Origin of the sequence: Haloferax litoreum, assembly GCF_009674605.1 — an archaeon.
GTDB lineage: Archaea > Halobacteriota > Halobacteria > Halobacteriales > Haloferacaceae > Haloferax > Haloferax litoreum.
Genome location: NZ_WKJO01000001.1, coordinates 2,091,230 through 2,116,014, shown reverse-complemented (window position 1 = coordinate 2,116,014; position 24,785 = coordinate 2,091,230). Strand labels below are relative to the sequence as shown.

Below are 24,785 nucleotides of genomic sequence, written 5' to 3'. Positions count from 1 at the left end.
AGGAAGTATCGTCCGCACACGACCCGTACCACTCACACGCCGACTCCACCGTGGCGTCACACGCAACGACACCCATCGAACACCCGCACGAAACTCCTCGAACGGAACGCTCATGACCGAGAACCAATCGAATTCAACTATGTCCGGACTCAGTAAGGTTCGTCCGTGGCTCGCTGCGATACTTGGCCTCGCCGTCACGGGACTGGGCCACCTCTACCTGCGGCGATGGCGTCGTGCCGCCCTCTGGGTCGCACTCGCGTTCGCCATCTCTGTCTTCTTCGTCCCCACAGGAGCGGTCGAATCACTGGCGACCGGCGGGGAGATACCACCGCTCGTGGACGTGCTTCCCGTCCTCGCTGTGAGTCTCGTCAGCGTCCTCGACGCGTTCTTGCTCGGCATGAAGCAGGTGTCTGAACCGAGCGGAACCGCAGTCATCGACGAGTCCGAGGCCGTGTCGTGTCCACAGTGTGGTCGGGACGTCGACCCTGACCTCGACTTCTGTCACTGGTGTACGACCCGACTCGACGAACAACGAGACGACTGACAAATCACGCGAGACATCATGGAAAACGACCGAATCGACACTGGACGAAGCGAGACGGAGCAGGCAATCATGGACGCCACGCTCAGAGCGCTCGCTAAACACGGCTACGCCGACCTCTCGATAAAGAACATCGGCACCGAGTTCGAAAAGAGCACGTCGCTCCTGTACTACCACTACGAAAACAAGGACGAACTGCTGTTGGCGTTCCTCGACTACGTCATCGACCTCTACATCGCCACCATCGACCCCGACGCCGACGAAGCCGACGCGGAAATTCGGAAGTTCGTCGGGTACGTCCTCCCGACAGACGAGTGCAACGGTGAGCACGCCACTCCGCCGGGACTCGACGAACTCGAACAGTTCCAGCGCGTCATCTTCGAACTTCGGACGCAGACGATACACGACGAGGACTACCGCCAGAAGTTCCGCGAGATGGAATCGTACATGATAGACACCTTTGCGACCCTCATCCAGCGGGAGATAAAAGCCGGACGCTACCGTGAGATGAACGCCGAGATGATGGCCGAGAACCTGATGGCGTTTCTGTTTCGGAGCCTCGACGTCCGTGTCACTGGGACGCGACCTGAGTCGGCACAGGCGATGCGAGAGTCGGTCTACTTCCTGCTAGACAACGTGATGCCGAAAGGCGGTCAACCGGGCGACGTAGCCACCCGAGAGACCGACTACGACGCCTGACCGGTCGCTGTTCGTCAGTTTTTGCTCACTGCGCCGCGAAAATCACTCCCGTGCTGCGCGCTTACTGTTCCGGGTTCTCGACGAAGTCGATGATAGCCTGTGCCCCTTGGAACCCGTCGTCGAGTCGGCCGACCTGTTCGCCGTCTTCGAACAGGAGGAGCGTCGGAACGCTTCGGATGGTGTACTCGTCGGCGACGGACATGTCGGTCTTCGGGTTGAGCATCGCGACGACCACGTCGGTCACTTTCGCGACGGTCCCGAGGACTGGTTCGATGCTCTGACAGATGGCACACCCGCTCGTGTAGATATCGAGGAGGACGCGGTCGTGTTCAGCCACGAGGTCGTCTAACTCGTCTTTGGTGTCGATGTGAACCGGTTTCGTCGGCGTGGTGACCGAATCTGTCGAACTCATTGTCCAGAATACGTAACTGGGGTAGTTATGATTTTGGTGAGACGACACAACACACCACAATACCCGTCAGCGGCACTGTCCCGCCGTACCACGGGGGAACCCTTTCGTGATGTTTAAGTAACGCCCCCGTCTCGTATCGCATGCAATCGCTGTAGGGGTGTATACCCCGAGTCCGACAGGGCGAAAATAACACACGAACGCAGTGTTGCGGTAGCCAAGCCTGGCCCAAGGCGCTGGGTTGCTAACTCAGTGGCGTCAAGCCCCCGGGGTTCGAATCCCCGCCGCAACGCTCACAACACGAGACTTTCCAAGTCATGAGTGCAGAAGAACCACAGGACGGCTCTCCGGAGGAGGAAGAGGACCTCCGTTACTTCATCCGAATTGGTCAGACCGACCTTGACGGAACGAAGACGGTAGAGCGCAGTCTGACGGACATGAAGGGTATCGGCAAGCGCACAGCGCGCATCATCGCCGACGCCGCGGAAGTCAACCGAACGGCGCTGTTCGGTAAGCTTCCCGAAGACGAAATCGACGCCGTCGTCGATGTCGTCGAGAACTTCGAGGACCACTCTCCCGAGTGGATGGTCAACCGACAGAAGGACTTCTTCTCCGGTGAGACCGCCCACATCACGGGTTCGGACCTCGAGGAAAAGCGTCGTCATGACATCAACCGCATGAAGATGATCAGCTCCTACAAAGGCGTTCGACACCAGCGCGGCCAGAAGGTTCGCGGCCAGCGGACGAAGTCCACTGGACGTACTGAAGGCACCATCGGTGTCAACGTCGAGGAGATCAAGGAGGCGCAAGCAGAAGAATGACGACTGGTAAAAACACCAAGTTCTACGAGACTCCGAACCACCCGTTCCAGGGCGAGCGTATCGCTCAGGAAGCGGACCTCCTCTCTCGCTACGGTCTCAAGAACAAAGAGGAACTCTGGCGTGCGCAGTCTGAACTGCGCAACATCCGCCGTGAGGCACGTCGCCTCCTCGGTGAAGCCCAGGGTGACACCGAGGAAGCAGAGGCGCTCGGAGCCGAGTTTATGGCACGCCTGCGCCGCTACGGGATTCTGTCCGCCGAGGACGACATCTCCCAGACGCTGCGCCTCGACGTGACGGACATTCTCGAGCGACGCTACCAGACGATTGCCTACCGCAACGGAATCGGACAGACTCCGCAGCAGGCACGTCAGTTCATCGTCCACGGACACGTGACGATCGACGGCGCTCGAACGACCGTCCCCTCCCGCAAAGTGGAGGTCGACGAAGAGGACTCCGTGAGCTTCGACGAAACGTCGCCGCTCTCGGACGAACTGCACCCTGAGCGCGCGGAGGCCCAAGAATGAGCGAATCCGAAACTGGTGACAAGTGGGGCATCGCCCACGTCCACGCATCGTTCAACAACACGCTCATCACGGTCACTGACATCACGGGCGCCGAGACGATCGTCAAGTCGTCCGGTGGCTCCGTCGTCAAGCAGAACCGTGACGAGGCATCCCCGTACGCGGCCATGCAGATGGCCGAGAGCGTCGCCGACCAGATCAAGGCGGCCGGCATCTCGGGTCTGCACGTCCGCGTCCGTGGCCCCGGTGGCAACCGGAACAAGAGCCCCGGACCCGGTGCACAGGCAACGATTCGCGCCCTCGCGCGTGCCGGTCTCGAGATCGGTCGTATCGAGGACGTGACGCCGATTCCGCACGACGGAACTCGCGCGCCGAAAAACAGCCGACTCTAACCAACCATGGCAAACGACTTCGAGGTCGAGTTCATCGAACGCGAAGACCGACGCGCCCGATTCGTCGCGCGCGGTCTGACCCCGGCGCTAGCCAACGGCATTCGTCGGGCGATGATCGCCGACGTGCCGACGTTCTCCATCGACACCGTCCGGTTCGTGGAGAACACGTCGGTCATGTTCGACGAGATGATCGGGCTTCGGCTCGGTCTGGTTCCGCTGACCACGCCCCTCGACGAGTTCGAGCCTGGTGACACCGTCACCGTCGCGCTCGAAGTCGACGGGCCGGCGACTGCGTACTCCGGGGACATCGAGTCCGCGGACGACATGGTCGTCCCCGCGGACGAGAACGTCCCAATTATCGAGCTGAAGGAAGGTCAGCGCCTCGAATTCGAGGCAGACGCCGTCCTCGGCTACGGGAAAGACCACGCCAAGAATCAAGGCGGGGTCGCAGTCGGCTACCGACACCTCCAGCGCGTGGAGGTCACCGGCGACGCCGGCGAGTTCGACGAACAAGAACCGAACATTCTCCGCGGCGTCATCGAAGAGGCCGCTGCCGAACACGCAGACGACGAGGACGCCGAAGACGGTGACCTCGTAGTCACGAGCGAGTTCGACAACGACCTGACGAAGCGGTATCCCGGTAAAGAGGTCGAAGTGCACGACGTGCCGGAAGCGTTCGTCTTCAGTGTGGAGACGGACGGTTCCTTCACGGTCGATGAGCTGGTGCTTCGCGCCGTCGCCTCTCTTGGTGGCCGCGCGGCCGAGCTCGAAGAGAAGGTCTCACTGTAAACGAATGATTACTGCCCCGTACACACAACATCGACGTTCGCCCACCCCGCGAGCAGTCAAACCCACGGACAGCGTGGCGTGTGACTGCCTCACGGTGGCCGGTCGGACCGAAGGTGTTTTTACGGGGCATGAAGTACAGCGGAATGCTTGCAGGGATAGCCAAGTCTGGCCAACGGCGCAGCGTTCAGGGCGCTGTCTCATAGGAGTCCGCAGGTTCAAATCCTGCTCCCTGCACTCCGCTTTCTCTCTGGAGGTAGACAATGAGTAAGACGAACCCGAGACTCAACAGTCTCATCGCCGAGCTGAAGGCGGTCTCGCGTGAGTCCGGTGCCAACGTCTGGCAGGATGTCGCGGACCGTCTCGAAAAGCCACGGCGCACCCACGCGGAAGTCAACCTGAGTCGCATCGAACGATACGCTCGGGAAGACGAAACCGTCGTCGTGCCCGGCAAGGTGCTGGGTAGCGGTGTGCTGCAGAAAAACGTCACAGTCGCTGCTGTGGACTTCTCGTCCACCGCTCGAAAGAAGATCGAGCAGGTTGGCGACGTCGTGACGCTCGAACAGATTGCTGAACAGAACCCCGATGGGTCCAACGTACGGGTGATCCGATGAGCCTCGCAGAATTCGACGCCGACGTCGTCGTCGACGCCAAGAACTGCATCATGGGCCGCGTCGCCTCTGAGGTCGCTCAGCGCGCCCTCGCAGGCGAGAAGGTCGCCGTCATCAACGCGGAAGACGCCGTCATCACTGGCTCCGAACAGGACGTCATGGGCGTCTACCGCAAGCGCGCCGACGTTGGTTCGGACCAGGGTCCGTACTACCCGAAGCGTCCCGACCGCATCTTCAAGCGTGCCATCCGTGGGATGGTTCCGTACAAGAAGCCCCGCGGGCGCGAGGCGTTCTCGAACATCCGCGTCTACGTCGGCAACCCGTTCGACGAAGACGGCGAGATGCTCGACGGTACCTCGCTGGACCGACTTTCGAACATCAAGTTCATCTCGCTCGGAGAGGTCTCCGAGAAGCTGGGTGCTAACGTCACATGGTAACGAACACGTCCGGTAAGAAGAAGACCGCCATCGCCCGCGCGACCGTGCGCGACGGCGAGGGTCGAGTCCGTATCAACTCCCAGCCGGTCGAGCTGGTCGAGCCGGAGATGGCTCGCCTGAAGATGCTGGAACCGTTCCGCATCGCAGGTGAGGACCTCCGCTCGCAGGTCGACATCGACGTGCGCGTCAACGGGGGCGGCGTGGCCGGTCAGGCCGACGCAGTCCGCACCGCGCTCGCTCGTGGGCTGGTGCAACACCTGAACGACGCGGAACTTCGCGACGCGTACATGGAGTTCGACCGCTCGCTGCTGGTCAACGACGTTCGCCAGTCCGAACCCAAGAAGTGGGGCGGACCGGGCGCACGCGCTCGCTACCAGAAGTCCTACCGCTGAGGTGATCTAGCCATGATGATTCCCGTCCGGTGTTTCACCTGCGGCAAGGTGATTGGCGAACACTGGGATGAATTCCAGGCCCGTGCTCGCGAGGGTGACGAGGACCCCGCAGATGTCCTCGACGACCTCGGGGTCACTCGTGCCTGCTGCCGGCGGATGATGGTATCGCACAAAGACCTCGTGGACGTCGTGTCTCCCTACCAATGATACAACGGTACAACCGATACGAGAAAGCCCGCATCCTCGGTGCGCGAGCACTGCAGGTCTCCTACGGCGCACCCGTGCTCGTAGAGACCGAGCAGACCGAACCAATACTTATCGCCGCCGAGGAGTACGATGCAGGTGTCCTTCCGTTCACCGTGAAACGAGAGGGTAAGTGAGAACATGACTCGAATCACATCCATCTCCCTGCGCCGCGTGCTCGACTCCCGTGGAAACCCGACGGTCGAAGCCGACGTCCTCACCGCGTCCGGTGGGTTCGGTCGTGCTGCGGCCCCGAGTGGTGCGTCCACTGGGGAATACGAGGCAATCGAACTGCCGCCGACCGAGGCTATCGCAGCAGCACGCCGCCACGCGGTTCCCCGTCTCGTGGACGAAGTCCACGCGGGCAACCAGCGTGAGGTCGACCGTGCCCTGCGTGGTGCCGACGGAACCGAGAACTTCTCGGAAATCGGTGCCAACAGCGCCGTCGCCATCTCGATGGCGGCCGCGAAGGCCGGTGCCGACGTGCTCGGTGCACCCCTGTACCAGCACCTCGGCGGTGCGTTCCGCGGCGACAACTTCCCGACGCCGCTCGGGAACGTCATCGGTGGCGGTGAACACGCCAAGGAAGCCACGAACATTCAGGAGTTCCTCGCCGCACCAGTCGGTGCGCCGAGCGTCTCCGAGGCCGTCTTCGCCAACGCGAAGGTCCACGCCCGCGCGTCCGAGATTCTCGACGAGCGTGGTGTGCCTGCCGCGAAGGGCGACGAGGGTGCGTGGGCACCAGCAGTCTCCGACGCAGAGGCGTTCGAGATTATGGACGAAGCAGTCTCCGACGTCGAGGACGAACTCGGCTTCGAGATTCGCTTCGGTCTCGACATCGCCGCTTCGGAGATGTTCGAAGATGGTGTCTACCACTACGGCGACGAGACGAAGACGACAGACGAGCAGATCGACTACGTCGCCGAGATGGTCGACGAGTACGACCTCGTCTACGTCGAAGACCCCCTCGACGAGAACGACTACGAGGGCTTCGCGGAACTCACCGACCGTGTGGGAGACCGCACGCTCATCTGTGGTGACGACCTCTTCGTCACCAACGTCGACCGCCTGCAAGATGGCATCGACGTGGGTGCCGCGAACTCCATCCTCATCAAACCGAACCAGATCGGGACGCTGACCGACGCGTTCGACGCCGTCGAACTGGCCTCCCGAAACGGGATGGACGCTGTCATCTCTCACCGCTCCGGTGAGACGGAAGACACGACCATCGCACACCTCGCCGTCGCAACCGACGCGCCGTTCATCAAGACCGGCACGGTGCAAGGCGAGCGAACTGCCAAACTGAACGAACTCATCCGCATCGCGGACGACGCAGTATGAGCGACAACGAAAACGACGCGGTGGAGGTCGCCGACGAGGAACCCGAGACGGAGACCGAAGCGGTCACCGAGACGGGCACCGACGAGGCCGCCACCGAAGACGAGACAGCAGAGACCGCCGAGGCGGCCGACGAGGCTGCCGAGGCCGAAGAAGCAGAGCCAGAGCCGGCCTTCGACGAGGACGTCATGCCCGACGAAGACGCCGACCTGCTCATCCCGGTCGAAGACTACCTGGCCGCCGGTGTCCACATCGGTACCCAGCAGAAGACCAACGACATGGTTCGGTTCATCCACCGTGTCCGTGACGATGGGCTGTACGTGCTCGACGTGAGCCAGACGGACTCGCGAATCCGCACCGCTGCGGACTTCCTCGCGAACTACGACCCAGAGCAGATTCTGGTGACGTCCTCCCGTCAGTACGGTCGGTTCCCGGCCGAGAAGTTCGCCGACGCCGTCGGCGCTCGTGCCCGCACGGGACGCTTTATCCCCGGCACGCTGACGAACCCGGACTACGCCGGCTACATCGAACCTGACGTGGTCGTCGTCACCGACCCAATCGGTGACGCGCAGGCAGTCAAGGAGGCCATCACGGTCGGTATCCCCGTCATCGCGATGTGCGACTCCAACAACCAGACGTCCAACGTCGACCTCGTCGTCCCGACGAACAACAAGGGTCGCCGCGCACTGTCGGTCGTCTACTGGCTCCTCGCCAACGAGACGCTCGACCGCCGCGGCACCGACACCGTCTACGCCCTCGAAGACTTCGAGGCGGAACTGTAGACGGGTCGACCGTTTCGAACCGACTTTTCTGACACTCGTTCGGTGAGCGACAGCGTTGTATCTCGCTCGTACACCGAAGAGAGATACCAACCCACCCTCGCCACAAACCGTATTGGCCGCGATTGCCATAGCTACACACATGGGAACACTCCTCCACCAGATTACGGTCCAGGAACTCGCGACAGACCTCGACGCTGGGAAGTCGTTCACCGTGGTGGACACCCGTCCGCCGGAGAGTTTCGACGCGTGGCACATCGCAGGTGCCGTGAACGTGCCGTACCATCCACTCGACGGCCTCGGTGGTGACTGGGACTGGGAACGCGTCGGCGAACTCGCCGAGAAGGGCCCAATCGTCGCTATCTGCGGGAAAGGCCTCTCGTCTACTTCGTTCGGATTCGAACTCAGTTCTCGTGGGTACGACGACGTGACCGTCGTCAAAGGCGGCATGCAAGACTGGAGCAAACTGTACGAAGTCGTGGAACTCGATACCGAGTCAGACGACCTGTACCTCGCGCAGGTACAGCGTCGTGCCAAGGGATGTCTCGGGTACGTCGTCGGGTCGAAGTCGGCGAAGGAGGCCGTCGTCGTGGACGCGACACGGCAGTCCCACGAGTTCGAACTCGTCGCCGCCGACGCAGGGATGACCATCTCGGCCGTCCTCGACACACACGTCCACGCCGACCACATCTCGGGCGGACGCACACTGGCCGACAGAGTCGGTGTCCCGTACTACATGGGTGCGAACGCCACCGACCGCGACGTGCAGTACGACTTCACGCCGCTCGACGACGGCGAGTCGATACAGGTCGGCGACGTAGAAATCGAAGCGCGCTTCGCACCGGGGCACACCTCTGACATGACGAACTACCTCGTCGACGGGCGGTATCTCCTCACCGGCGACACCTTGTTCGTCGAGTCGGTCGGTCGCACCGAACTCCAGTTTGGAGACGAGGACGCCGCCACGGGCGCTGAACTCCTCTACGACACGCTTCACGAGCGGATTCTCTCACTTCCGTCGGAGACACGAATCCTCCCCGGACACGTCTCGGTCGCCGCCGATGGAACGTACGGCGTCGCCTCGCCGGGCGAACTCGTGAGTACGACGCTCGGCGAACTCCGCGAGGAGTTGGACCTCCTCGGACTCGACGAAGACGCGTTCGTCCATCGCATCGCCGACGACACGCCGGAGAAACCGCCGAACTACGAACGAGTCATCGCAATCAACACGGGGCGCGAGTCGGTGACGGACGAAGAGGAAGCGACTGAACTCGAACTCGGGCCGAACAACTGCGCCGCCTGAGACGGGATGGGGCGGGACGTACCTCGGACCGGTCTCAGGGGAGTTCGACCACGCCTAACCGCCGGTCGAACAGGTCGTGGTCGAACCACGCCATCCTGCGGTCGCTGAACCGTATCTCCGGACCGAGCGAGAGCGATTGTCGTGCTCTGTCGAGGTCCGTGACCCCGACGAGGAACGCACACGGCCCTTCTCCGACCTCGTCGATGCGGGCGTCGAGTTCCCCGTCACCGGGTTCACAGAGTGCCAGCGGCGTGCCCGGAAGGACTGCGAAGTTGGTGAACGGACCGTTGATATCGACAGGCGACGAGTAGCGGTGTCGCCGAGCGAACAGAGAGGCAGTCGCCTCGCGGTCACGGGTCGCGACGACCACGGTCCGCAGGCCGCGCACCGCCGTATTGTGCGACGTGCGCGGGACGCGATAGTCGCGCGGGGTCCGGTCGTGGATGGTAAACGGGAGGCGCAAGTCGTCGCCCTCGAAGCACATGTCCCACTCGACGAGGCGGCCGTCGGGACGTGCTCGTGCGGCCTCGTGCGGGCCATCAACGGGGACGCCAGCGTCGATAGCCGCTTTGGCACTCGCTGCTACGTCTGGGACTTCGAGACACCACGCTGTTGGGCCGGCGTCGGCCGCGAGGTGGGTCGGCCAGAATCCTGAATCTTCGGCATCGGTTCCGAGCGTCGGCGCGATGAGTTCGAGGTACGACCCGTCGGGAAAGGGGACGACTGCCATGTGCGTCGTTCCGGTGTTGTGTTCACCGCCGTACGTCGGCGTGAGACCGACTTCGTTGGCGGCGGTCCGGAGTTCGTACAACTCCATACCACCGAACGCGACGTGGTCGATGGTTCGGTCCATACGCCCTCCACGCGAGACTCCGTATAGTCTTTAGTGGGCGATTGGCTGTTGATTCGTCTCCGCTTGCGTGTTCGGACGAGACACCCGGTACAACGGCCGTCGCCCGTGTTCTGGTTCGAGTGTTCACGGCGCCAGATATCGGCCGAAGCGTTTTGCCCTCAGCGCCCGTCGATAGCGTATGAACTTCCTGCGGAGCGTCCGGGTCGTCGCAGACGCTTCGGCGACGGGGACCGGCAATATCGACTGGGACGCCGTCGGCGAGGCCGCACGGGCAGCGACCGAACCGGGTTCGCTCGACCTCTCGCCTGTCGAACGCGAGGGGTACGCCTCAGACGTTCGAGACGCACGCGACCGCCTCGCGGACGTCGCCGAAGTGACGTTCGACGTTCCCGACGTGGTGGAGGTGCAGAATCGTCACCACTGGATAGACGCGAACGTCGAGACGTTCCGTCGGGTGATGGCCCCGTTCGAGGAACACGGGCCGGCGATACTTCCCGGTGTGACCCGCGCGGTCAACACCGGGACGTTCGCACTCGTCCTCTCGTTCCTCGGCAACAACGTCCTCGGACAGTACGACCCCCTGCTCCTCGCAGAGGGCGACGACGACCACGGCCTCTACTTCGTCCACCCGAACATTCGACGCGTCGCCGACTCACTCGACGTCGATTACCCGCGGTTCCGCCGCTGGATTGCGTTCCACGAGGTGTCGCACGCGGCGGAGTTCGGTGCGGCCCCGTGGCTCTCGACCCACCTCGAAAACCGGATGAACCGTGGCATCGACGCACTCGTCGAAGGTGACCTCGACCGAGACGCGTTCGCCGAACTCGACACGGCGATGACGGCAGTCGAAGGCTACGCGGAACTACTGATGGACCGCGCGTTCGACGACGAGTACGAAGACCTGCGGCGAAAACTCGACGAACGGCGACAGGGTGGTGGACCAATCGCCAGACTCGCCCGCCGCGCACTCGGACTCGGACTCAAACGCAGACAGTACGAACGCGGTGCTCGGTTCTTCGAGTACGTCGCGGACCACCGCGGCGTCGCTGCGGCGTCGCGTGTGTGGGACCATCCGGAGAACTTGCCGACAGATGCAGAATTGGACGCGCCCGAGCGATGGATTGCTCGGGTGTCGCCCTGAGGAGACTGCAACTCCATCAGGTTGCGCACCCGAGTTCTGATGTCGTTCAGGTCGCGCACGCACCTTGGGTAGGTACGCCGTATTGTGTTAGAAGCCCAATCCCAACACGACCGGCGTATCCGGTGAGAAACCAGGTCGTTGCCCCTGCCCTGGTTACCGGCGATATTGCGTGCACAGGGTATAGATAAATACCCTGCGATTCAATGGCACACGTTCAAACGAGTTTACTTATTTGCATAGAGATTACAATATTGACACCTTTTTCGTAGACAACCGTCCAGCAATCTCACAGCGTCACCGCCGTCGGTTCACACCCACGAACTCGCGGCCCCAGTACGACAGAAAGACGAGCAGTGCGATGCCGAGGAGTGTTCCGCCGGCGAAAGCGATACCGACTTGGGGAAGTACCGCACCTGCGGCGAGGGCGATGAATCCAGCGGAGACACCGACGAGCAGGACGAACCCAATCTGGAGGCGATAGCTGGCGAGTCGCATCTCGTCGTCACTCAAACTCGGTCCTACCATCGCATCACCCACGTCCTCGCCCCGACTGCGTGTGTCGGTCGGGCCGTCTCCCGATTGTCCATGTCGAGTCGTCGTGTCGAGACGGTTTGAAACCGATGGCTCTCAGTGGAACCCGCGGTCCACTTCGTCCGTCTCGATGAGGTCGTCGAGTTCGGTAGTGAGGAGGTCGTTCGCGTCGGTGAACTCGTCAGTCAACTCGTCGAGTCTGTCGGGACGGGCGTCGAACTCGTAGTCCATCGGGCCGAACGCGGGACTGTCGAGAGCCTCCATCACGTCGGTGAAGAAGTCGTCCGGTGTCGTCGGGGCCTCCGCGTGGACTTTCACGGTCTCTTCGAGTCGCCGGGCCATCGACGTGGCCTCGTCTTCGTCTTCCGGTGGGCGCTGAACGCCGAATCGACCGGTCTCCTCGTCTGTATCGCGGGTCGGGAACAGCGGTTCTAAGCCGTCGTCGATACGCCGGGCGACTCGCGTGCCGACGCCGCGAACTTTGTACGGGTTCTTCGCGTACGTCTTGAGTTGGTAGACACCGACGTCGCGGTGGCTGAGAAAGAGGTCCTCACCGAGGCCTCCGCGTCGACTTCCCGCGACGGCGCGCCACGCGCCGGGGTCGCGGTCTTCTTCGACGACGTCCGAGAGGATGTCTTGCCAATCTCTGACGCGCATGGACGGAGGTACCGCGGCGGCGAGAAAGAACGTGACGGTTAGTGTCGCCTGAAGTACCGTTCGTCTCGGTCCAGAGACGAGTCACGCGGGGACGGATGAGACGAAAAACTCGGCCGACCGACGCCTATTTGCCCGTTCCTCCCCGACGGTTTCGACGTGAATCTTCGCGGTCCACTCGTCGACGTGGGCGACCCACGTGAGGTCGAGACGCGGTACGGAGAGCGTTCGCTGGCGGAGGTGACGCTCCGTCCCGACGGCGGGGCGGCTGACCCAGTGACTGTCACCCTCTGGGGGAAGTGGACGCACGCCGCCGAACACGCCGAACCGGGGATGGATATCCTCGTCACCGACGTGGACGAGTCGGAGTACCGCGGCGAGACGACGTACGCGACGGGAAAGGAGTCGTTCGTCGTCGTCGAACCCGACTTCCTCGTGGACGTGACCGACATCCGCTCGTGGGTCCAGTGTTCGCGGATGTACTACCTGAACAAACTCTCGGGTATCCCGCTGAACTACCCCGTCGTCAAAGGGACCATCGTCCACGAGGTGTTCGGCGACTTACTCCGTGGCCGTGACCTCGACTCGTCCATCGACGAACGCATCGAAGAACGCGGCCTCGAACTCGGATTGCTCGGCCGCGAGACGGAGGAAGTCGCGGACGAAGTGCGCCGAAACGCCGCCGCCATCGAGGGGTGGCTTTCGCAGGGCGTCCTCACCGACGAAGACGAGTGGCGCTCTGAGTACACCCTCATCTCGCCCACGTTCGGCATCAAGGGACGCGCAGACGCTCTCCGCCGCGGGTCGCCCGTCGAACTCAAAACCGGGAAGAACCTCAAGCGCGACCCCAGATTCCAGGACAAGATTCAGGCCGCCGCCTACGCCCTCATCCTCCACGAACGCGACGTGCCGGTCGATACCGGGACGCTCCTCTACACGAAGAACACCACGCTGGACCGAACCGAGGAGTCCGGCGACCTCTCGCCGGCCAAGGACTTCTCTATCGGGCGCGGCCTGCTCGAATTCGTCGTCCGAACGCGCAACGAAATCGCCGCGATGGAACACGACGTGTCGGTGCCAACCGGGTACGAGTCGAACTCGAAGTGCCAGTACTGCTTCGAGAAAGACACCTGCATGGTCGTCTCCGGTCGTCTCGGACAGGAGTCGAAGGCCGGTCAGATTGGCACCCCTGTCCCCGAAGACGAACGGGCGTACTTCGACCGATTCTACCGCGCCCTCGAAGAAGAGCGCAGAGAGGTCCACGCCGAGTACCGCAAACTCTGGGAACAGTCGCCCGAAGAACGCGCAGACGACGACCGGGCGATTATCGGCCTCGAACCACTCGGCTCGGAGGAACAACCCGACGGGACGTGGGAACTCCGTGCTCGCAAGACGGACGACGCGGTGTCCAAACTCCGCGAAGGTGACGTTGCTCTCGCTAGTGACGGCCACCCCGTCGAGGGCCACGCCGAACTCGCTCGCATCGTCGAACTCGGCGAGGAAGTCGTCGTCACGACGGACGAACCGGTCCCACTCCGTCGTCTCGACGTGTACCCCTCGGAACTCAACGTCGCCCGTCTCCTCACGGCACTCCACGACGCCGTGCTGAAGGGGTCGCCCGAGCGAAAGGACGTGCTGTTCGACCGCCGCGCCCCCGAATTCGCGGACCGGTCGGCCGGTGAGACGTACATCGACAACAATGAAGCGCAAGACGAGGCAGTGAGTCTCGCCGTCGACGCCGACGATGTGGCACTCATCCACGGCCCACCGGGGACTGGCAAGACGTACACCATCGCCCGAACCATCCGCGCCCTCGTCGAAGACGGCAACCGCGTCTTGCTCTCGGCGTTTACGAACCGCGCGGTGGACAACGCACTCGAAGCGCTTCGCGACCAAGGGTTCGAAGATATCGTCCGCGTCGGCACCGAATCGGGGGTCCGCGAGGACATGCTCGACGTTCGTCTCTCTCGAAGCGGCGACCCGAACACGCTCGCGTCGGCCTTGCACGACGCGCCAGTCGTCGCCGCGACGACTGCCTCCTGCGGGTCGCGCGTGATGCGCGAACAGTCCTTCGACGTTGCCCTCGTGGACGAGGCGTCCCAACTCACCGAACCGGGGACGCTCGCCGCCGTGAATCTCGCCGACCGATTCGTCCTCGTCGGCGACCACAAGCAACTCCCGCCGGTCGTCCGCGCGGAAAACGACCTCCAGACCTCGCTCTTCCAGCGACTCATCGAGGCCCACCCCGAGGCATCGGTGATGCTCGACCGCCAGTACCGGATGTCCCAGCGGATTCAGGCCTTCGCGTCTGCCGAGTTCTACGACGGCGCACTCCGCCCGGCGACGGGCGAAGTCGCGGCCCAGCACCTCCGTGACCTCGGCGTCGAGACGGCTGACTTGCCCGCCGAACTTACGGACCAAGTGACGTTCGTCGACCCCGATGGTCGTCGCGTCGGCAACACCAACCCGACCGAGGCGGACCGCGTCGCCGAAATCGTCGCCGCTTACGAGGCCGCGGGCGTCGACGCCGACGACATCGGCGTCATCGCCCCGTTCCGCGCGCAGGTCGCCGAAGTCTCCCGCCGGACCGACGTGACGGTCGACACCGTCGACCGATTCCAGGGGTCGTCGAAGGAGGTCATCGTCGTCTCGTTCGTCGCCACCGGCGACTTGGACGGGCCGTTGTTCGAGGACCACCGCCGCATCAACGTCGCCCTCACGCGGGCGAAGAAGGCGCTCTGTCTCGTCGGCGACGCCGACGCCCTCGAATCAGACCCGTTCTACGACCGGATGCTCCGGTGGGCGCGCCGGTAGACCGGCCCGGCACCGAGCGTGGCGACTTGCCGATAGATTCACGTTTGCTCTACCGTACCCCGTGGCATGGACCTTCCCCTCGGAGACGGGACCACCTCTCTTTCGCTCCCGTCGTGCGACGTGGACGTTGCCCGTCCTCCCGGCGGAGACCCAGTTTCGCCCCGAACCGTCGCGGAGACGGCGATGGAGTCTCCACACGGCCCGCCACTCGCGAGTCTCGTCAATCCGGCGGACGACGTGGCAATCGTCGTCACCGACGTGACGCGCGACACGCCCGACGACGTACTCGTTGACGTGTTGTTCGAGCACCTCCCCGTCCCCCGCGAGAACGTGACTATCGTCGTCGGACTCGGGTTACACCGGCCGATGACCGACGAGGAACTCCGCGACGGACTCGGTGAGTACGCGCCCCTCGCGGTGAACCACGACCCACACGCGGCGGTTACGCTCGGTGCAGTCGATGGGTGCCCCATCGCGGTTCATCCCGCTGTCGCCGACGCCGACGTGGTCGTCTCGACTGGCATGGTCGAACCCCACCAGTACGCCGGGTTCTCGGGCGGCGCGAAGACAGTCGTCATCGGCGCGGGGTCGGAGGCTATCATCCGCTACACGCACGGCCCGGAGATGCTCTCACGGGACGGGGTCCGCCTCGGCCGCGTCCGTGGAAACCCGTTCCGCGAGACGCTGGACCGCGCGGGACTCATCGCCGGTCCAGACTTCTGTCTCAACGTGACGAAGGGACCGGACGGGTTCCTCGGTGCCGCCGCGGGCGACCCCACCTCAGTCGTCAGGTCGCTCGCTTCGACTGCTCGTGACGCACTCTCCGTCTCGGTCGATGCCGACTACGATGCCGTCGTCTGCGGCGTGGGTGCGCCGAAAGACGCGAACCTCTATCAGGCGACCCGCGCGGCGACGTACGTCGCCCTCGGAGACTGTAACCCACTCACTGCGCGTGGCCGACTCGTCGTCCCCGCGGCACTCGGCGAGGGTGCGGGCGAGGGAACGGGAGAACGCCGATTCTTCGATGCGCTCTCGTCGGCAACGGATGCCGACTCGCTCTACGAGTCGATGCGGGCAGGATACGAACCGGGTGCGCAGCGGGCGTTCGTCGTCGCGCGTGTCCTCCGCGAGCACGACGTGTACGTGACGAACTCGGCGGCACCCGACGTGGTCGAAGACTGCCTCATGCACGCCAGAGACTCGGTCGAAGACGCGGTGGACCCCGGGAGTCGCGTCCTCGTGGTCCCGGACGCGCTGAACACGCTGTTGGTCTGAGGATACTGGGCGGAGGCTGGTTGGCTGAGGGTGTCCGCGTCAGTTCACGTCGATTCCGATGTCGTCCTCGCCGATTTCGTCGAGGACACGTTCGTGGAACTCGCGGAGCGCCGCGCTCTCGTCTTCGGCGAGGACCACGTCACTCGCCATCAGCGTGGCGAGGCCAAACGCGCGGGGCGTCGGCGTCGACACCTGATGGTCGATGACGTCCACGTCGCCGGCCTGAATCGCCGCTAACACGTCTTCGATGGCGGCGAGGTTCAGTTTGTCTTCGAGAATCTCGCGGTAGGTCTCTTCGACGACGGCGAACTCGTCTAAGTCCTGTGCGAACGACAGCAGCATCTCCGAGGAGACTTGCTGTTGGGCCGCCGTCTTCTCGTAGCCCTTGTAGCGCTTGAGAATCATGAGCGAGCGCGTCGCGTTGATGCGGAAGTAGCGCTTCAGGAGGTCGGTTCCGTCGAGTGCGGCCCGCAGGTCTTCGGCGACGGTGTCGTGGTCGGCCTCGCGGAGGATGGTCCCGAGGTCCACTTTTCGGTTCAGCGGCATCGAGATGGAAAATCCGTTGTCGGCGACGGCGACCTGTACGTTCGCGTTGGTCCGGCGGGCGCAGTGGTACGCGAGGAGGCGAGAGAGGCCGTCGTTGAACTGTCTACCGTAGGTGCAGTGGACGTAGTAGTGCCGGCGGTAGGTCTCGCGGTCGAGTTCCGTCTCGACGACGAGTCGGTCGGGTGTCGCCACGCTCTCGGGACCGGTGTACCGAACCTGCTCGTCGAACATGCGCGTGACGGCGCGGACGCTGTTCTCGTCGAGGGGCAAGTCACGAAGCCACGTGCGAACGGCAGGTGGGCCGCCCGACGCGAGGCGTTCGACGATTTCCTGCTGGAAAGCGGCTATCTCTCGTCCGAGGTCGTACGATAGCGGGAGGCGTTCGGAGAACCACGATGGGACGGTCGGTCGCTGTGAGGTCCGGTCGACGTACACCTTCGACCCGCGCCGGTAGCGGTAGGCGAAGTTGTCGCCGCCGAGAACGAACACGTCGCCTTTCTCCAGCGTGTCGAGGTAGCCTTCGTCCAGTGTGCCGACCCACTGGTCGGCCCCGCGGACCAACACGTCACAGGTGAAAGAGTCGGGGATGGTTCCGATGTTGGTCATGTAGATGACGCGCGCCATCCGCCCGCGCTTGCCGACGAGTGGTTCGCCGACGGGATACTCCTCGTAGTGGTGTTCGCCGTCGGGCGGGTCGTTCGTGTCGCGCCAGACCTTCGCGTAGACGTTCTTGTCTTCGAGGCCGTCGTAGTCGGCGGTGAGATACCGGAACAGTCGTTCGAAGTCGTCGTCCGAGAAGTTGCGGTAGGGGTACGCCCGCCGGAGCGTCTCGCGGACCTCGGACTCGGGGCGAATCGAATTGATGGCCATCCCGTAGACCTGCTGGGCGGCGACGTCGAAGGCGTTCTCCGGGATGAACACGCGGTCGACGAACCCCTCTTCGGCCTTCGTGAGCATCACCGCGCACTCCACGAGTTCGTCTCTGTCGAGGGCGATGACACGCCCTTCGACGGTCTGGCCGAGTTGGTGGCCCGCCCGGCCGACACGTTGGAGGAGTGCCGCCACCGACTTCGGCGACCCGACCTGTACCACGAGGTCGATGTGGGGCATGTCGATGCCGAGTTCGAGACTCGTGGAGGTGGTGACGACCCGTAACTCGCCGGCTTTCAGTCTGGACTCAATCTCCTGTCTGCGCTCTTTCGAGAGACTCCCGTGGTGGCACCCGGAGTTCGACTCGTCGATGTCGGGGTACGTCTCCCGGAGGTTGTGCAGGACGCGTTCCGCTCCAGAGCGGGTGTTCGTGAAGACGAGCGTGTTCGTATGCGAGGTCACGAGTTCGTGGAGTCGGTCGTAGAAGCGCGTCTGGACCGCCGCGCGCGGCGTCCGAATCAGGTCGTCGGTCGGACACTCCAGTTCGATATCGAAATCGCGGACGAATCGGGTGTCGACGAGTTCGTAGTCTCGAGGGTCGCCGTCTTCGTAGCCGACGAGGAACTCACCGACGGTGTCCAGCGGTTCGACCGTCGCGGAACATCCGATGCGCGTCGGCGACGATTCGGCGAGGTTTTCCAGCCGCTCCAGCGAGACGGAGAGGTGCGTCCCGCGTTTGTTCTCGGCCAGACTGTGTATCTCGTCGACGACGACGTACTCGACGGTTCGGAGTTTCTCTTTGAACTTCGGCGAGTTGAGCAGGATGGCCAGCGTCTCCGGGGTGGTGTTGAGGATGTGCGGCGTCTCCTCCAACATCTTCTGCCGGTCCGACGACGACGTGTCGCCGTGTCGGATGGCGTGTCTGATGTCGATTGTCTCGTCGCGTTCGGCGGCGATGTCGGCGATTCCCGAGAGCGGTTCGGTGAGGTTCCGGTGGATGTCGTTTGCGAGTGATTTCAGCGGTGAGACGTAGAGACAGTACACCGAGTTGTCGAGGCCGTCTGGTGACTCCCGGTCTCGTCGGAACAACTCGTTGATGATGGCCGTGAAGGATGCAAGGGTCTTGCCCGACCCGGTGGGGGCGCAGATGAGGGCGTTCTGGTCTTCGTGGATGAGTGGAATCGCCCCGCGTTGCGGCGGCGTGAAAAAACCGCCGTTGCCGGGGACGAACGCGCCGAACTGGTCGACCCACCACTCCTGAACGGCGGGTTCCAGCAGGTCGAGGACGTCCTCGTCGGCGACGGCGACCGACTCGGGGTCGAAGTCGTAGTCGTCCCGCTTCGCAGTGAGGAGGGAACGGCCACGCTGAGTCATTACCTCGGGGTTAGCCTCCGCAGGTATGAGGGTTGTGCCCCGCGAGTGTACTTCTCGCGCTCGGACCGCGTCAGTCTCCCAGTCGCGGGTCGGCCACCTCTCGGAGTGCGTCGCCGAGGACGCTGAAGGCGACGATTGTCACACAGAGGACGACGACAGGGACGGTCGAGACCCACCACGCCTGCGGGAACTCAACCAATCCGGTCCGAATCGTCCGCCCCCACGACCCGGTGGTGACGACGGTCAGGTCCATGTACGACAACGCCGCCTCGACGAGGAGTAACATCGGAATCTGCCGCGTGACGGCGGTGGCGATTGGCCCCGAGAGTTTCGGGAGGATGTGGCGTCGGAGGATGTGCGGCGTCCCGGCACCGACGACGAGGGCGGCGGTCACGTACTCGCTCGCCCGCAGATGGAGCGTCTCGTTGCGGACGATTCGCGCGACGCTCCCCCAACTCGTGAGGCCGAAGACGACGACGAGGAGGAACTCGCTCTCACCGTAGAGGAAACTCGCGATGAGGTAGATGACGAACGCCGGGAGCGTCTGTTGGACGTCGACGATACGCATCAGTATCTCGTCGGTCCATCCACCGCGGTATCCCGCGACGACGCCGACTGTCGTGGCGATGGGGACGATGAGCGCTGCCACGATAGTGGCGAACGTGAGTGCCTCGCGCGCGCCGTAGAGGACCAACTTCGACACGTCGCGACCGATACCCGTCGTGCCGAGTGGGTGCTCCCACGTGCCGAAACACCGGCCGTCGACGGCGGTGCCGACGCAGTCGTCCGTGAAGGTGGTGGAGACAGCGGTGAACACCGGTGACTGGTTCGTCGCGTCGAGGTCGAACGACAGGTCGATGAACACGGGGGCAAGCAGGCCGACGACGACGAACGCGGCGACCCACAGGAGACTGAACGCGACGAGTGGCCGTCGCGACGCGTAGTTCCACAGTGGGCGCGCCCGGCCCGGTTCGAGTATCACTGGTGCGACCCCGTAGACGGCGAAGAGGAACAACGAGGGGGCGAACAGGAAGTCGATTCTGCGCAGGTCGCCGAGGAGCGGGAGCGAATCTACGTTCGACGAGTACCATGCGAGTGCCGCAAATCCGAGCAGACCGACCACGAGGACGAACGGTTTCCACGCGACCCGACTCGCCGGGTCGTTCCCCGCCGATGGGTCGTCGTCTGCTCCGGCCCCGGTGACGGTGTCAGTCATGCGACCCTCCGTCGTCACCGATTCTGGGGTCCAGAAGCGTGTTTACGACCTCCTGGAGGAAGTTCACGCCGATGCCAGTGAGCGCGACGACCATCGTCGCCCCCAGCACCACCGGCATGTCGCGGTCCGAAATCGCGCCGTACGTGAGGAGACCGATACCGGGTACGTTGAAGACAAACTCGACGACGAACACGGTGACGACGAGGATGGCGATGAGGTCCGCCAGCGAGACGGCGAGCAACGGGACGGCGGCGACGCGGAGGATGTACCACATGACGCGTGGTCGACTGATGCCGATTGCTCGGTGTTGGCGGACGAAGTCCGCTTTGAGGTACTCGCGTCCTTTACTCTGGGCGTATCGAAACTGCCCAGCGAAGACGTTCACACCGACGAGGAGTGCGGCCGGGAAGAGGAACAACGCACCGTCCGGCGTGAACGGGCCACTCGCAGGCAACCGGTCGGGGAACCACGAGAGCGACGGCGCGACGGCGATGAGGAACACGGCGGCGACCCAGAAACTCGGGACACCGAAGGCGACGTACGAGAGGACCGAGAGGCCGCGTCGGGACCGAGTGCGGTCCTCCGAGGCGCTCATTAGCCCCGCCCAGATGCCACCGATAGTCCCGACGAGGATGCCCGGAACGACGTACGCGAACGTGTAGGTCAGGCCGTCGCGAACCATCGAGAGGACGGGCCGACCCGTCTCGAGTGAGCGGCCCCAATCGAGGACGGTGATGTCGACGAGCCAACGGACGTATCGGACGGCGACGGGTGCATCGAGGTTCCGGGCCGCGCGGTAGGCCTGAATCTCTGCTTCTATCTGGTCACCCTGACCGTGCCGGGCGAGCGTGTGGGCGAGGAACGCCTCGCCGGGGTCCGGTGTGAGGGCGATGAGGGCAAACGCGAGTGAGACAACCGCGTAGACGCCGAGAACGGCGAAAATGCTGTGGGAGAGGAGGGTGCGAATGCGGGACACGGGACATCCGTGAAAATAATCATGCAGGATATCAAGATTTTCATTTCAGCGAATCGGTCAGACCGAACACAAGGACTAACGCGGGAAACGTGGTATAGTGACCCATGCGCGTCACATTCCTCGGCACTGGGAGCGCGATGCCCGTCTCGGGCCGTGCCCAGTCTGGACTTCTCCTCGAATCGGATTCGAACACGCTCCTCGTCGATTGCGGGTCGGGCGTCCTCGCTCGACTCGCCGAAACCGACGTTGGATACGAAGGCGTCTCGTCGGTGCTTCTGACCCACGTCCACCTCGACCACGTCTCGGACCTCATGCCACTCGTCAAGGCGCGATGGTTGGTCGGTGAGGACGACCTCGAAATCGTCGGCCCGGAAGGGACCGAGGCACTCGTCGACGGCCTCCTCGACGTACACGACTACATGAAAGACCGACTCGACATCTCCGTCCGAGAGGTCGGTCCGCACGAGTTCGGTATCGCCGGATTCGACGTGATGGGCTACGAAGTGCGACACTCCGTACCGACGCTCGCCTACCGATTTACGAACGAGTTGGGCGAGTCTGACCTCGTCGTCTCGGGTGACACCGAGGCGTTCGAGGGACTCACCGACTTCGCCGACGGTGCGAGCGTCCTCGTCCACGACTGCTCGTTCCCGGACGACGTGGACGTGTCGAACCACCCGACGCCGACCAAACTCGGCGAGACGCTGACCGGACGCGACATCGACACGGTGTTTCTCACACACCTGTACCCCCACGCTGACCGCGTGACTGGCGAACTCGTCGAACGCGTCACAGCGCACTTCGACGGCGAGGTGAAGGTTGCAGAAGACGGGATGACCGTCGAATTCTGAGTAGCTGATTCGGCGTCGCTCGGCGTTTACTCGCCGCGGATGACGGTCCCGGGAGACTCGCCCGCGACGAACGACGAGAGACCGTCTGGACCGAAGACGTGTGCAGGTGCACCGAGTGCGAGTAACTTCCGAACTTTTGCGGCCATGCCACCGGTCACGTCTGTGGACTCGGACCCGCCGAGTGCGGCGGCGGCGTCCTCGAACGCCGTAATCTCCGGAATCACGTCGCCGTCGGTGTCGAGGACGCCCGGAACCGTCGAACAGAGGCCGACTCGGTCCGCACCGAGACCGGAGGCGAGCGAGACGACCAAGTCGTCACCGCTGACGATAGTCGCCCCCTCGCCCGCGTGGGCGATGACGTCTCCGTGGAGCACTGGAACGAACCCTTCTGCGAGCATCGTCTCAGTCGATGCGAGCGGAAGCGACAGCGACCCATCCTCGGTGCGCGCACCGGCAGACAGCGGGTGAACTGGAAGCGCCGGAACGTCACGCTCCGCGAGGGCGTCGAGGACGGCGTCGTTCAGGCGCTTCATCGCGTCGTGGATGGCGCGGACGCCGACGGCGTCGTGGGTTCCGGTCGCAGACGAGACGCCGTGGTCGGCGGCGTGGTGATGGCCGAAACTGCCGCCGCCGTGGACGACGACGACCTGTCCGGACGCGGCGAGAGATGCAACGGCGTCTGCGGCGGCGGCGAGGCCGTCCTCGTCTACCGTCTCGGGTTCGTCCTTGTCGGTGACGACGCTCCCGCCGAGTTTGAGGACGACGAGGCTCACGCCGACTCCTCCGCGGACGAGTCGTCGGTAGCGGGTGTCTCACCGTCGGTGGTCGGCGGTTCTTCTACGCGGACGCCCTCGGTAGCGAGTTCGGCACGGAAGGCGTCTTCGCACCCCGGTGTGAATCGGAGACCGGTCTGTGACTCGGGCGTCGGGTCGAGTGCGACGATACACCCGCCACCGCCCGCACCGGTCAGTTTCGCGCCGTGGGCACCGGCCTCGCGGGCCGCCCAGACCATCGAATCGAGCGAGCGAGAGGAGACACCCAGTGCTTCGAGCAGGCCGTGGTTGAAGTTCATGAACCCGCCGAGTTCGGAGAGGAGTTCCTCGGTCGGTTCCTCGTCGGGGTCCGCGTCGGCGAGGAGTTCCTCGCCGCGCCGGACGATGTCGCCGATGGTGGAGACAGTGTCGGCGGCGAAGTCGTAGCGCTCGCGGAGTTGGCGAACGCCGGAGACGAGTGCGCCGGTGTCGCCCGCGCCGCCGTCGAATCCGATGACGAACGGGAGCGCCGGCGCATCAATCGTCCGGCAGTCGTCGCCTTCGACACGGACTGCGCCACCCATGGCCGAACAGAAGGTGTCCGCGCGCGAGGCCTGTCCGTCTTGGACTTCGTACTCTGCCTTGTACGCTCGCTCGGCTATCTCTCGGGGAGAGAGTTCGACGCCGAGTTCGCGCGTGGCGGCGTCGATGCCGGCGACGACGACGGCGGCCGACGACCCGAGACCAGCACCCAGCGGGATGTCGCTCTCGACGCTGATGTCGAAGCCAGCGTCGGGGGCGCCGGCGGCGTCGCGGGCCTGTTCGACGGCGGCGTCGATGTACCCCATCGCGGCCTCGACGAGCGGTGCTGGAACGTCAACGTCCGGGCGGCCGCCCGTCGAACCGCTGTACTCGACGGTGAAGCCGTTGAGACTCAGGTCTTCGGCACGGACCCGAACGTGGTCGTCGTCACGGAGCGAGACGGAGACAGTCGCCCGGCGCTCGACGGCACACGGGACTGCCGGTTCGCCGTAGACGACTGCGTGCTCCCCGAACAGGTACACCTTGCCGGGAGCGCTCGAAACGGTCATGTTCCGGGCTTTCTGTGGGACTCGCTTAAGCGTATCCGACCGGCGTCGTCACTGGGAGGGTGGGTCACAAAGAACGGAGACGGGGACGTTGTGCGGGCGGTGCTGGCGTCGTCGCCGGTTCAGGCTCCGATTTCGACTTCCTCGCGGTCGTCGAGGTCGGCCAGTTCGTCGAGGTCGTCGTCGCCGCGACCACGGACGAAGCGGACGATTGCCGCGATACCGACGAGGAGGACGAGACCGACCAGCATCGACATCGCGCGACTGCCGCTGGATTCGTCTTCGTCTTCGGTCTCTATCTCGATGTCGTACTCTTCGGCCTCCGATTCGAGTTCCGCCTCGTAGTCTTCAGACATCTCTTCGCTCTTCCCGAAGAACGGTCCGCGGCTGGAAGGGCTGAACTCGAAGCCGTCGTGCAGGTGTACCTCGAAGAGGGTAAAGTCGGCCATACCCATCAATACGCTCACAAGAGTGATAGTCGTTGTGGCGATACTCACCGGGTGGAAACGTTCGGTAGGTTGGTCTCCACTGTGGCTTCTGTGCCACCTGTGGCGGTTCCGTCGCGACAGGTA

28 protein-coding genes and 2 tRNA genes are annotated in these 24,785 nt (G+C 63.9%); 20 read left to right on the top strand and 10 right to left on the bottom strand.

All coding sequences use genetic code 11. From position 1 onward, the window contains the following. Positions 1–139: 139 nt before the first annotated feature. Together GJR96_RS10925 and GJR96_RS10920 are read left to right on the top strand one after the other, a co-directional pair. The gene (locus GJR96_RS10925) at positions 140–544 is read left to right on the top strand and encodes a zinc ribbon domain-containing protein (protein ID WP_151162953.1); all 405 of its coding nucleotides are present in this window, start codon (positions 140–142) and stop codon (positions 542–544) included. 18 nt (positions 545–562) lie between these two features. Continuing rightward, positions 563–1,240, top strand: a complete 678-nt coding sequence (locus GJR96_RS10920; RefSeq protein ID WP_151162952.1) for a TetR/AcrR family transcriptional regulator — start codon at positions 563–565, stop codon at positions 1,238–1,240. Positions 1,241–1,301: 61 nt separating this feature from the next. On the opposite strand, the gene GJR96_RS10915 is transcribed toward GJR96_RS10920, so the two are convergent. Then, positions 1,302–1,652, bottom strand: a complete 351-nt coding sequence (locus tag GJR96_RS10915) for a thioredoxin family protein (protein WP_151162951.1) — start codon at positions 1,650–1,652, stop codon at positions 1,302–1,304. Between the two features lie 204 nt (positions 1,653–1,856). On the opposite strand from GJR96_RS10915, the gene GJR96_RS10910 reads away from it, so the two are divergent. From GJR96_RS10910 to GJR96_RS10845, 14 genes are all read left to right on the top strand, one after another. Then, positions 1,857–1,941 (top strand) — tRNA-Ser (locus tag GJR96_RS10910). A gap of 25 nt (positions 1,942–1,966) precedes the next feature. After that, positions 1,967–2,470, top strand: a complete 504-nt coding sequence (locus tag GJR96_RS10905) for a 30S ribosomal protein S13 (protein ID WP_151162950.1) — start codon at positions 1,967–1,969, stop codon at positions 2,468–2,470. Continuing rightward, positions 2,467–2,994, top strand: coding sequence for a 30S ribosomal protein S4 (locus tag GJR96_RS10900; protein ID WP_058572141.1), 528 nt, complete (start codon positions 2,467–2,469; stop codon positions 2,992–2,994). Before GJR96_RS10905 ends, GJR96_RS10900 begins: the two co-directional genes overlap by 4 nt. Next, positions 2,991–3,383, top strand: a complete 393-nt coding sequence (locus GJR96_RS10895; protein ID WP_008320582.1) for a 30S ribosomal protein S11 — start codon at positions 2,991–2,993, stop codon at positions 3,381–3,383. Before GJR96_RS10900 ends, GJR96_RS10895 begins: the two co-directional genes overlap by 4 nt. Positions 3,384–3,389: 6 nt before the next feature. After that, positions 3,390–4,172: a DNA-directed RNA polymerase subunit D gene (locus GJR96_RS10890; protein WP_058572140.1), complete on the top strand. Its 783-nt coding sequence runs from the start codon at positions 3,390–3,392 to the stop codon at positions 4,170–4,172. A gap of 149 nt (positions 4,173–4,321) precedes the next feature. Next, positions 4,322–4,406: transfer RNA gene (locus tag GJR96_RS10885), tRNA-Leu, on the top strand. A 26-nt stretch (positions 4,407–4,432) separates the two neighbouring features. Continuing rightward, entirely contained in the window at positions 4,433–4,783 is a 351-nt protein-coding gene (locus GJR96_RS10880; protein WP_058572139.1) for a 50S ribosomal protein L18e, read from the top strand. Beyond that, positions 4,780–5,217 (top strand): 50S ribosomal protein L13, encoded by a 438-nt coding sequence (locus GJR96_RS10875; RefSeq protein ID WP_151162949.1) that lies wholly within the window; start codon positions 4,780–4,782, stop codon positions 5,215–5,217. The genes GJR96_RS10880 and GJR96_RS10875 overlap by 4 nt, the downstream gene beginning before the upstream one ends. Beyond that, positions 5,211–5,609 (top strand): 30S ribosomal protein S9, encoded by a 399-nt coding sequence (locus GJR96_RS10870; protein WP_058572137.1) that lies wholly within the window; start codon positions 5,211–5,213, stop codon positions 5,607–5,609. The genes GJR96_RS10875 and GJR96_RS10870 overlap by 7 nt, the downstream gene beginning before the upstream one ends. Positions 5,610–5,621: 12 nt before the next feature. After that, positions 5,622–5,816, top strand: a complete 195-nt coding sequence (locus GJR96_RS10865; RefSeq protein ID WP_058572136.1) for a DNA-directed RNA polymerase subunit N — start codon at positions 5,622–5,624, stop codon at positions 5,814–5,816. After that, positions 5,813–5,989, top strand: a complete 177-nt coding sequence (locus tag GJR96_RS10860) for a DNA-directed RNA polymerase subunit K (protein ID WP_004060263.1) — start codon at positions 5,813–5,815, stop codon at positions 5,987–5,989. Before GJR96_RS10865 ends, GJR96_RS10860 begins: the two co-directional genes overlap by 4 nt. 4 nt (positions 5,990–5,993) lie before the next feature. Further along, complete coding sequence (gene eno / locus GJR96_RS10855) at positions 5,994–7,193, top strand: phosphopyruvate hydratase (protein ID WP_151162948.1); 1,200 nt, start codon at positions 5,994–5,996, stop codon at positions 7,191–7,193. Further along, a complete protein-coding gene (gene rpsB, locus GJR96_RS10850) occupies positions 7,190–7,972 on the top strand; it encodes a 30S ribosomal protein S2 (RefSeq protein WP_151162947.1) in 783 nt (260 codons plus the stop codon). The genes eno and rpsB overlap by 4 nt, the downstream gene beginning before the upstream one ends. A gap of 139 nt (positions 7,973–8,111) precedes the next feature. Beyond that, positions 8,112–9,272 carry an MBL fold metallo-hydrolase gene (locus GJR96_RS10845; RefSeq protein ID WP_151162946.1) on the top strand — a complete coding sequence of 387 codons (1,161 nt, stop codon included), beginning with the start codon at positions 8,112–8,114 and terminating at the stop codon, positions 9,270–9,272. A 34-nt stretch (positions 9,273–9,306) separates the two neighbouring features. Here GJR96_RS10845 and GJR96_RS10840 read toward each other — a convergent pair whose 3' ends face one another. Then, positions 9,307–10,125 carry a VOC family protein gene (locus GJR96_RS10840; protein WP_151162945.1) on the bottom strand — a complete coding sequence of 273 codons (819 nt, stop codon included), beginning with the start codon at positions 10,123–10,125 and terminating at the stop codon, positions 9,307–9,309. A gap of 178 nt (positions 10,126–10,303) precedes the next feature. On the opposite strand from GJR96_RS10840, the gene GJR96_RS10835 reads away from it, so the two are divergent. Further along, a complete protein-coding gene (locus tag GJR96_RS10835; protein WP_151162944.1) occupies positions 10,304–11,266 on the top strand; it encodes a zinc-dependent metalloprotease in 963 nt (320 codons plus the stop codon). Positions 11,267–11,560: 294 nt separating this feature from the next. Here the strand turns inward: GJR96_RS10835 and GJR96_RS10830 are convergent, their stop codons facing one another. Next, positions 11,561–11,791, bottom strand: a complete 231-nt coding sequence (locus tag GJR96_RS10830) for a hypothetical protein (RefSeq protein WP_151162943.1) — start codon at positions 11,789–11,791, stop codon at positions 11,561–11,563. A gap of 102 nt (positions 11,792–11,893) precedes the next feature. After that, a complete protein-coding gene (locus tag GJR96_RS10825) occupies positions 11,894–12,454 on the bottom strand; it encodes a hypothetical protein (protein WP_151162942.1) in 561 nt (186 codons plus the stop codon). A 156-nt stretch (positions 12,455–12,610) separates the two neighbouring features. Between GJR96_RS10825 and GJR96_RS10820 the strand changes: the two genes are divergently transcribed. After that, a complete protein-coding gene (locus GJR96_RS10820; protein ID WP_151162941.1) occupies positions 12,611–15,265 on the top strand; it encodes an ATP-dependent helicase in 2,655 nt (884 codons plus the stop codon). Between the two features lie 66 nt (positions 15,266–15,331). Then, positions 15,332–16,540: a lactate racemase domain-containing protein gene (locus GJR96_RS10815; protein ID WP_151162940.1), complete on the top strand. Its 1,209-nt coding sequence runs from the start codon at positions 15,332–15,334 to the stop codon at positions 16,538–16,540. 39 nt (positions 16,541–16,579) lie between these two features. On the opposite strand, the gene GJR96_RS10810 is transcribed toward GJR96_RS10815, so the two are convergent. From GJR96_RS10810 to GJR96_RS10800, 3 genes are all read right to left on the bottom strand, one after another. Continuing rightward, positions 16,580–19,330, bottom strand: coding sequence for an ATP-dependent helicase (locus GJR96_RS10810; protein ID WP_151162939.1), 2,751 nt, complete (start codon positions 19,328–19,330; stop codon positions 16,580–16,582). 70 nt (positions 19,331–19,400) lie between these two features. Further along, a complete protein-coding gene (locus GJR96_RS10805) occupies positions 19,401–20,546 on the bottom strand; it encodes an ABC transporter permease (RefSeq protein ID WP_151162938.1) in 1,146 nt (381 codons plus the stop codon). Beyond that, complete coding sequence (locus GJR96_RS10800; RefSeq protein ID WP_151162937.1) at positions 20,539–21,522, bottom strand: ABC transporter permease; 984 nt, start codon at positions 21,520–21,522, stop codon at positions 20,539–20,541. The genes GJR96_RS10805 and GJR96_RS10800 overlap by 8 nt, the downstream gene beginning before the upstream one ends. Positions 21,523–21,626: 104 nt before the next feature. Between GJR96_RS10800 and GJR96_RS10795 the strand changes: the two genes are divergently transcribed. Further along, positions 21,627–22,373, top strand: coding sequence for an MBL fold metallo-hydrolase (locus GJR96_RS10795; RefSeq protein WP_151162936.1), 747 nt, complete (start codon positions 21,627–21,629; stop codon positions 22,371–22,373). A 26-nt stretch (positions 22,374–22,399) separates the two neighbouring features. Here the strand turns inward: GJR96_RS10795 and GJR96_RS10790 are convergent, their stop codons facing one another. The 3 genes from GJR96_RS10790 to GJR96_RS10780 all read right to left on the bottom strand — a co-directional run bounded on the left by GJR96_RS10790 (position 22,400) and on the right by GJR96_RS10780 (position 24,662). Then, on the bottom strand, positions 22,400–23,146 hold the full coding sequence (locus GJR96_RS10790; protein WP_151162935.1) for an isopentenyl phosphate kinase: 747 nt from the start codon (positions 23,144–23,146) through the stop codon (positions 22,400–22,402). Beyond that, a complete protein-coding gene (mvk, locus tag GJR96_RS10785; protein ID WP_151162934.1) occupies positions 23,143–24,216 on the bottom strand; it encodes a mevalonate kinase in 1,074 nt (357 codons plus the stop codon). Before mvk ends, GJR96_RS10790 begins: the two co-directional genes overlap by 4 nt. 119 nt (positions 24,217–24,335) lie before the next feature. Beyond that, on the bottom strand, positions 24,336–24,662 hold the full coding sequence (locus GJR96_RS10780; protein WP_151162933.1) for a hypothetical protein: 327 nt from the start codon (positions 24,660–24,662) through the stop codon (positions 24,336–24,338). Positions 24,663–24,785 lie beyond the last annotated feature (123 nt).

Bases quoted from the DNA above. Each gene is read 5' to 3' on its own strand.
- GJR96_RS10825 (WP_151162942.1), bottom strand. From the start codon at position 12,454: ATGCGCGTCAGAGATTGGCAAGACATCCTCTCGGACGTCGTCGAAGAA.
- GJR96_RS10860 (WP_004060263.1), top strand. From the start codon at position 5,813: ATGATACAACGGTACAACCGATACGAGAAAGCCCGCATCCTCGGTGCG.
- GJR96_RS10870 (WP_058572137.1), top strand. From the start codon at position 5,211: ATGGTAACGAACACGTCCGGTAAGAAGAAGACCGCCATCGCCCGCGCG.
- GJR96_RS10890 (WP_058572140.1), top strand. From the start codon at position 3,390: ATGGCAAACGACTTCGAGGTCGAGTTCATCGAACGCGAAGACCGACGC.
- GJR96_RS10915 (WP_151162951.1), bottom strand. From the start codon at position 1,652: ATGAGTTCGACAGATTCGGTCACCACGCCGACGAAACCGGTTCACATC.
- mvk (WP_151162934.1), bottom strand. From the start codon at position 24,216: ATGACCGTTTCGAGCGCTCCCGGCAAGGTGTACCTGTTCGGGGAGCAC.
- GJR96_RS10920 (WP_151162952.1), top strand. From the start codon at position 563: ATGGAAAACGACCGAATCGACACTGGACGAAGCGAGACGGAGCAGGCA.
- GJR96_RS10840 (WP_151162945.1), bottom strand. From the start codon at position 10,125: ATGGACCGAACCATCGACCACGTCGCGTTCGGTGGTATGGAGTTGTAC.
- GJR96_RS10805 (WP_151162938.1), bottom strand. From the start codon at position 20,546: ATGACTGACACCGTCACCGGGGCCGGAGCAGACGACGACCCATCGGCG.
- GJR96_RS10880 (WP_058572139.1), top strand. From the start codon at position 4,433: ATGAGTAAGACGAACCCGAGACTCAACAGTCTCATCGCCGAGCTGAAG.
- eno (WP_151162948.1), top strand. From the start codon at position 5,994: ATGACTCGAATCACATCCATCTCCCTGCGCCGCGTGCTCGACTCCCGT.
- GJR96_RS10815 (WP_151162940.1), top strand. From the start codon at position 15,332: ATGGACCTTCCCCTCGGAGACGGGACCACCTCTCTTTCGCTCCCGTCG.
- GJR96_RS10895 (WP_008320582.1), top strand. From the start codon at position 2,991: ATGAGCGAATCCGAAACTGGTGACAAGTGGGGCATCGCCCACGTCCAC.
- GJR96_RS10835 (WP_151162944.1), top strand. From the start codon at position 10,304: ATGAACTTCCTGCGGAGCGTCCGGGTCGTCGCAGACGCTTCGGCGACG.
- GJR96_RS10845 (WP_151162946.1), top strand. From the start codon at position 8,112: ATGGGAACACTCCTCCACCAGATTACGGTCCAGGAACTCGCGACAGAC.
- GJR96_RS10900 (WP_058572141.1), top strand. From the start codon at position 2,467: ATGACGACTGGTAAAAACACCAAGTTCTACGAGACTCCGAACCACCCG.
- GJR96_RS10830 (WP_151162943.1), bottom strand. From the start codon at position 11,791: ATGGTAGGACCGAGTTTGAGTGACGACGAGATGCGACTCGCCAGCTAT.
- GJR96_RS10865 (WP_058572136.1), top strand. From the start codon at position 5,622: ATGATGATTCCCGTCCGGTGTTTCACCTGCGGCAAGGTGATTGGCGAA.
- GJR96_RS10780 (WP_151162933.1), bottom strand. From the start codon at position 24,662: ATGGCCGACTTTACCCTCTTCGAGGTACACCTGCACGACGGCTTCGAG.
- GJR96_RS10810 (WP_151162939.1), bottom strand. From the start codon at position 19,330: ATGACTCAGCGTGGCCGTTCCCTCCTCACTGCGAAGCGGGACGACTAC.
- GJR96_RS10795 (WP_151162936.1), top strand. From the start codon at position 21,627: ATGCGCGTCACATTCCTCGGCACTGGGAGCGCGATGCCCGTCTCGGGC.
- GJR96_RS10875 (WP_151162949.1), top strand. From the start codon at position 4,780: ATGAGCCTCGCAGAATTCGACGCCGACGTCGTCGTCGACGCCAAGAAC.
- GJR96_RS10905 (WP_151162950.1), top strand. From the start codon at position 1,967: ATGAGTGCAGAAGAACCACAGGACGGCTCTCCGGAGGAGGAAGAGGAC.
- GJR96_RS10925 (WP_151162953.1), top strand. From the start codon at position 140: ATGTCCGGACTCAGTAAGGTTCGTCCGTGGCTCGCTGCGATACTTGGC.
- rpsB (WP_151162947.1), top strand. From the start codon at position 7,190: ATGAGCGACAACGAAAACGACGCGGTGGAGGTCGCCGACGAGGAACCC.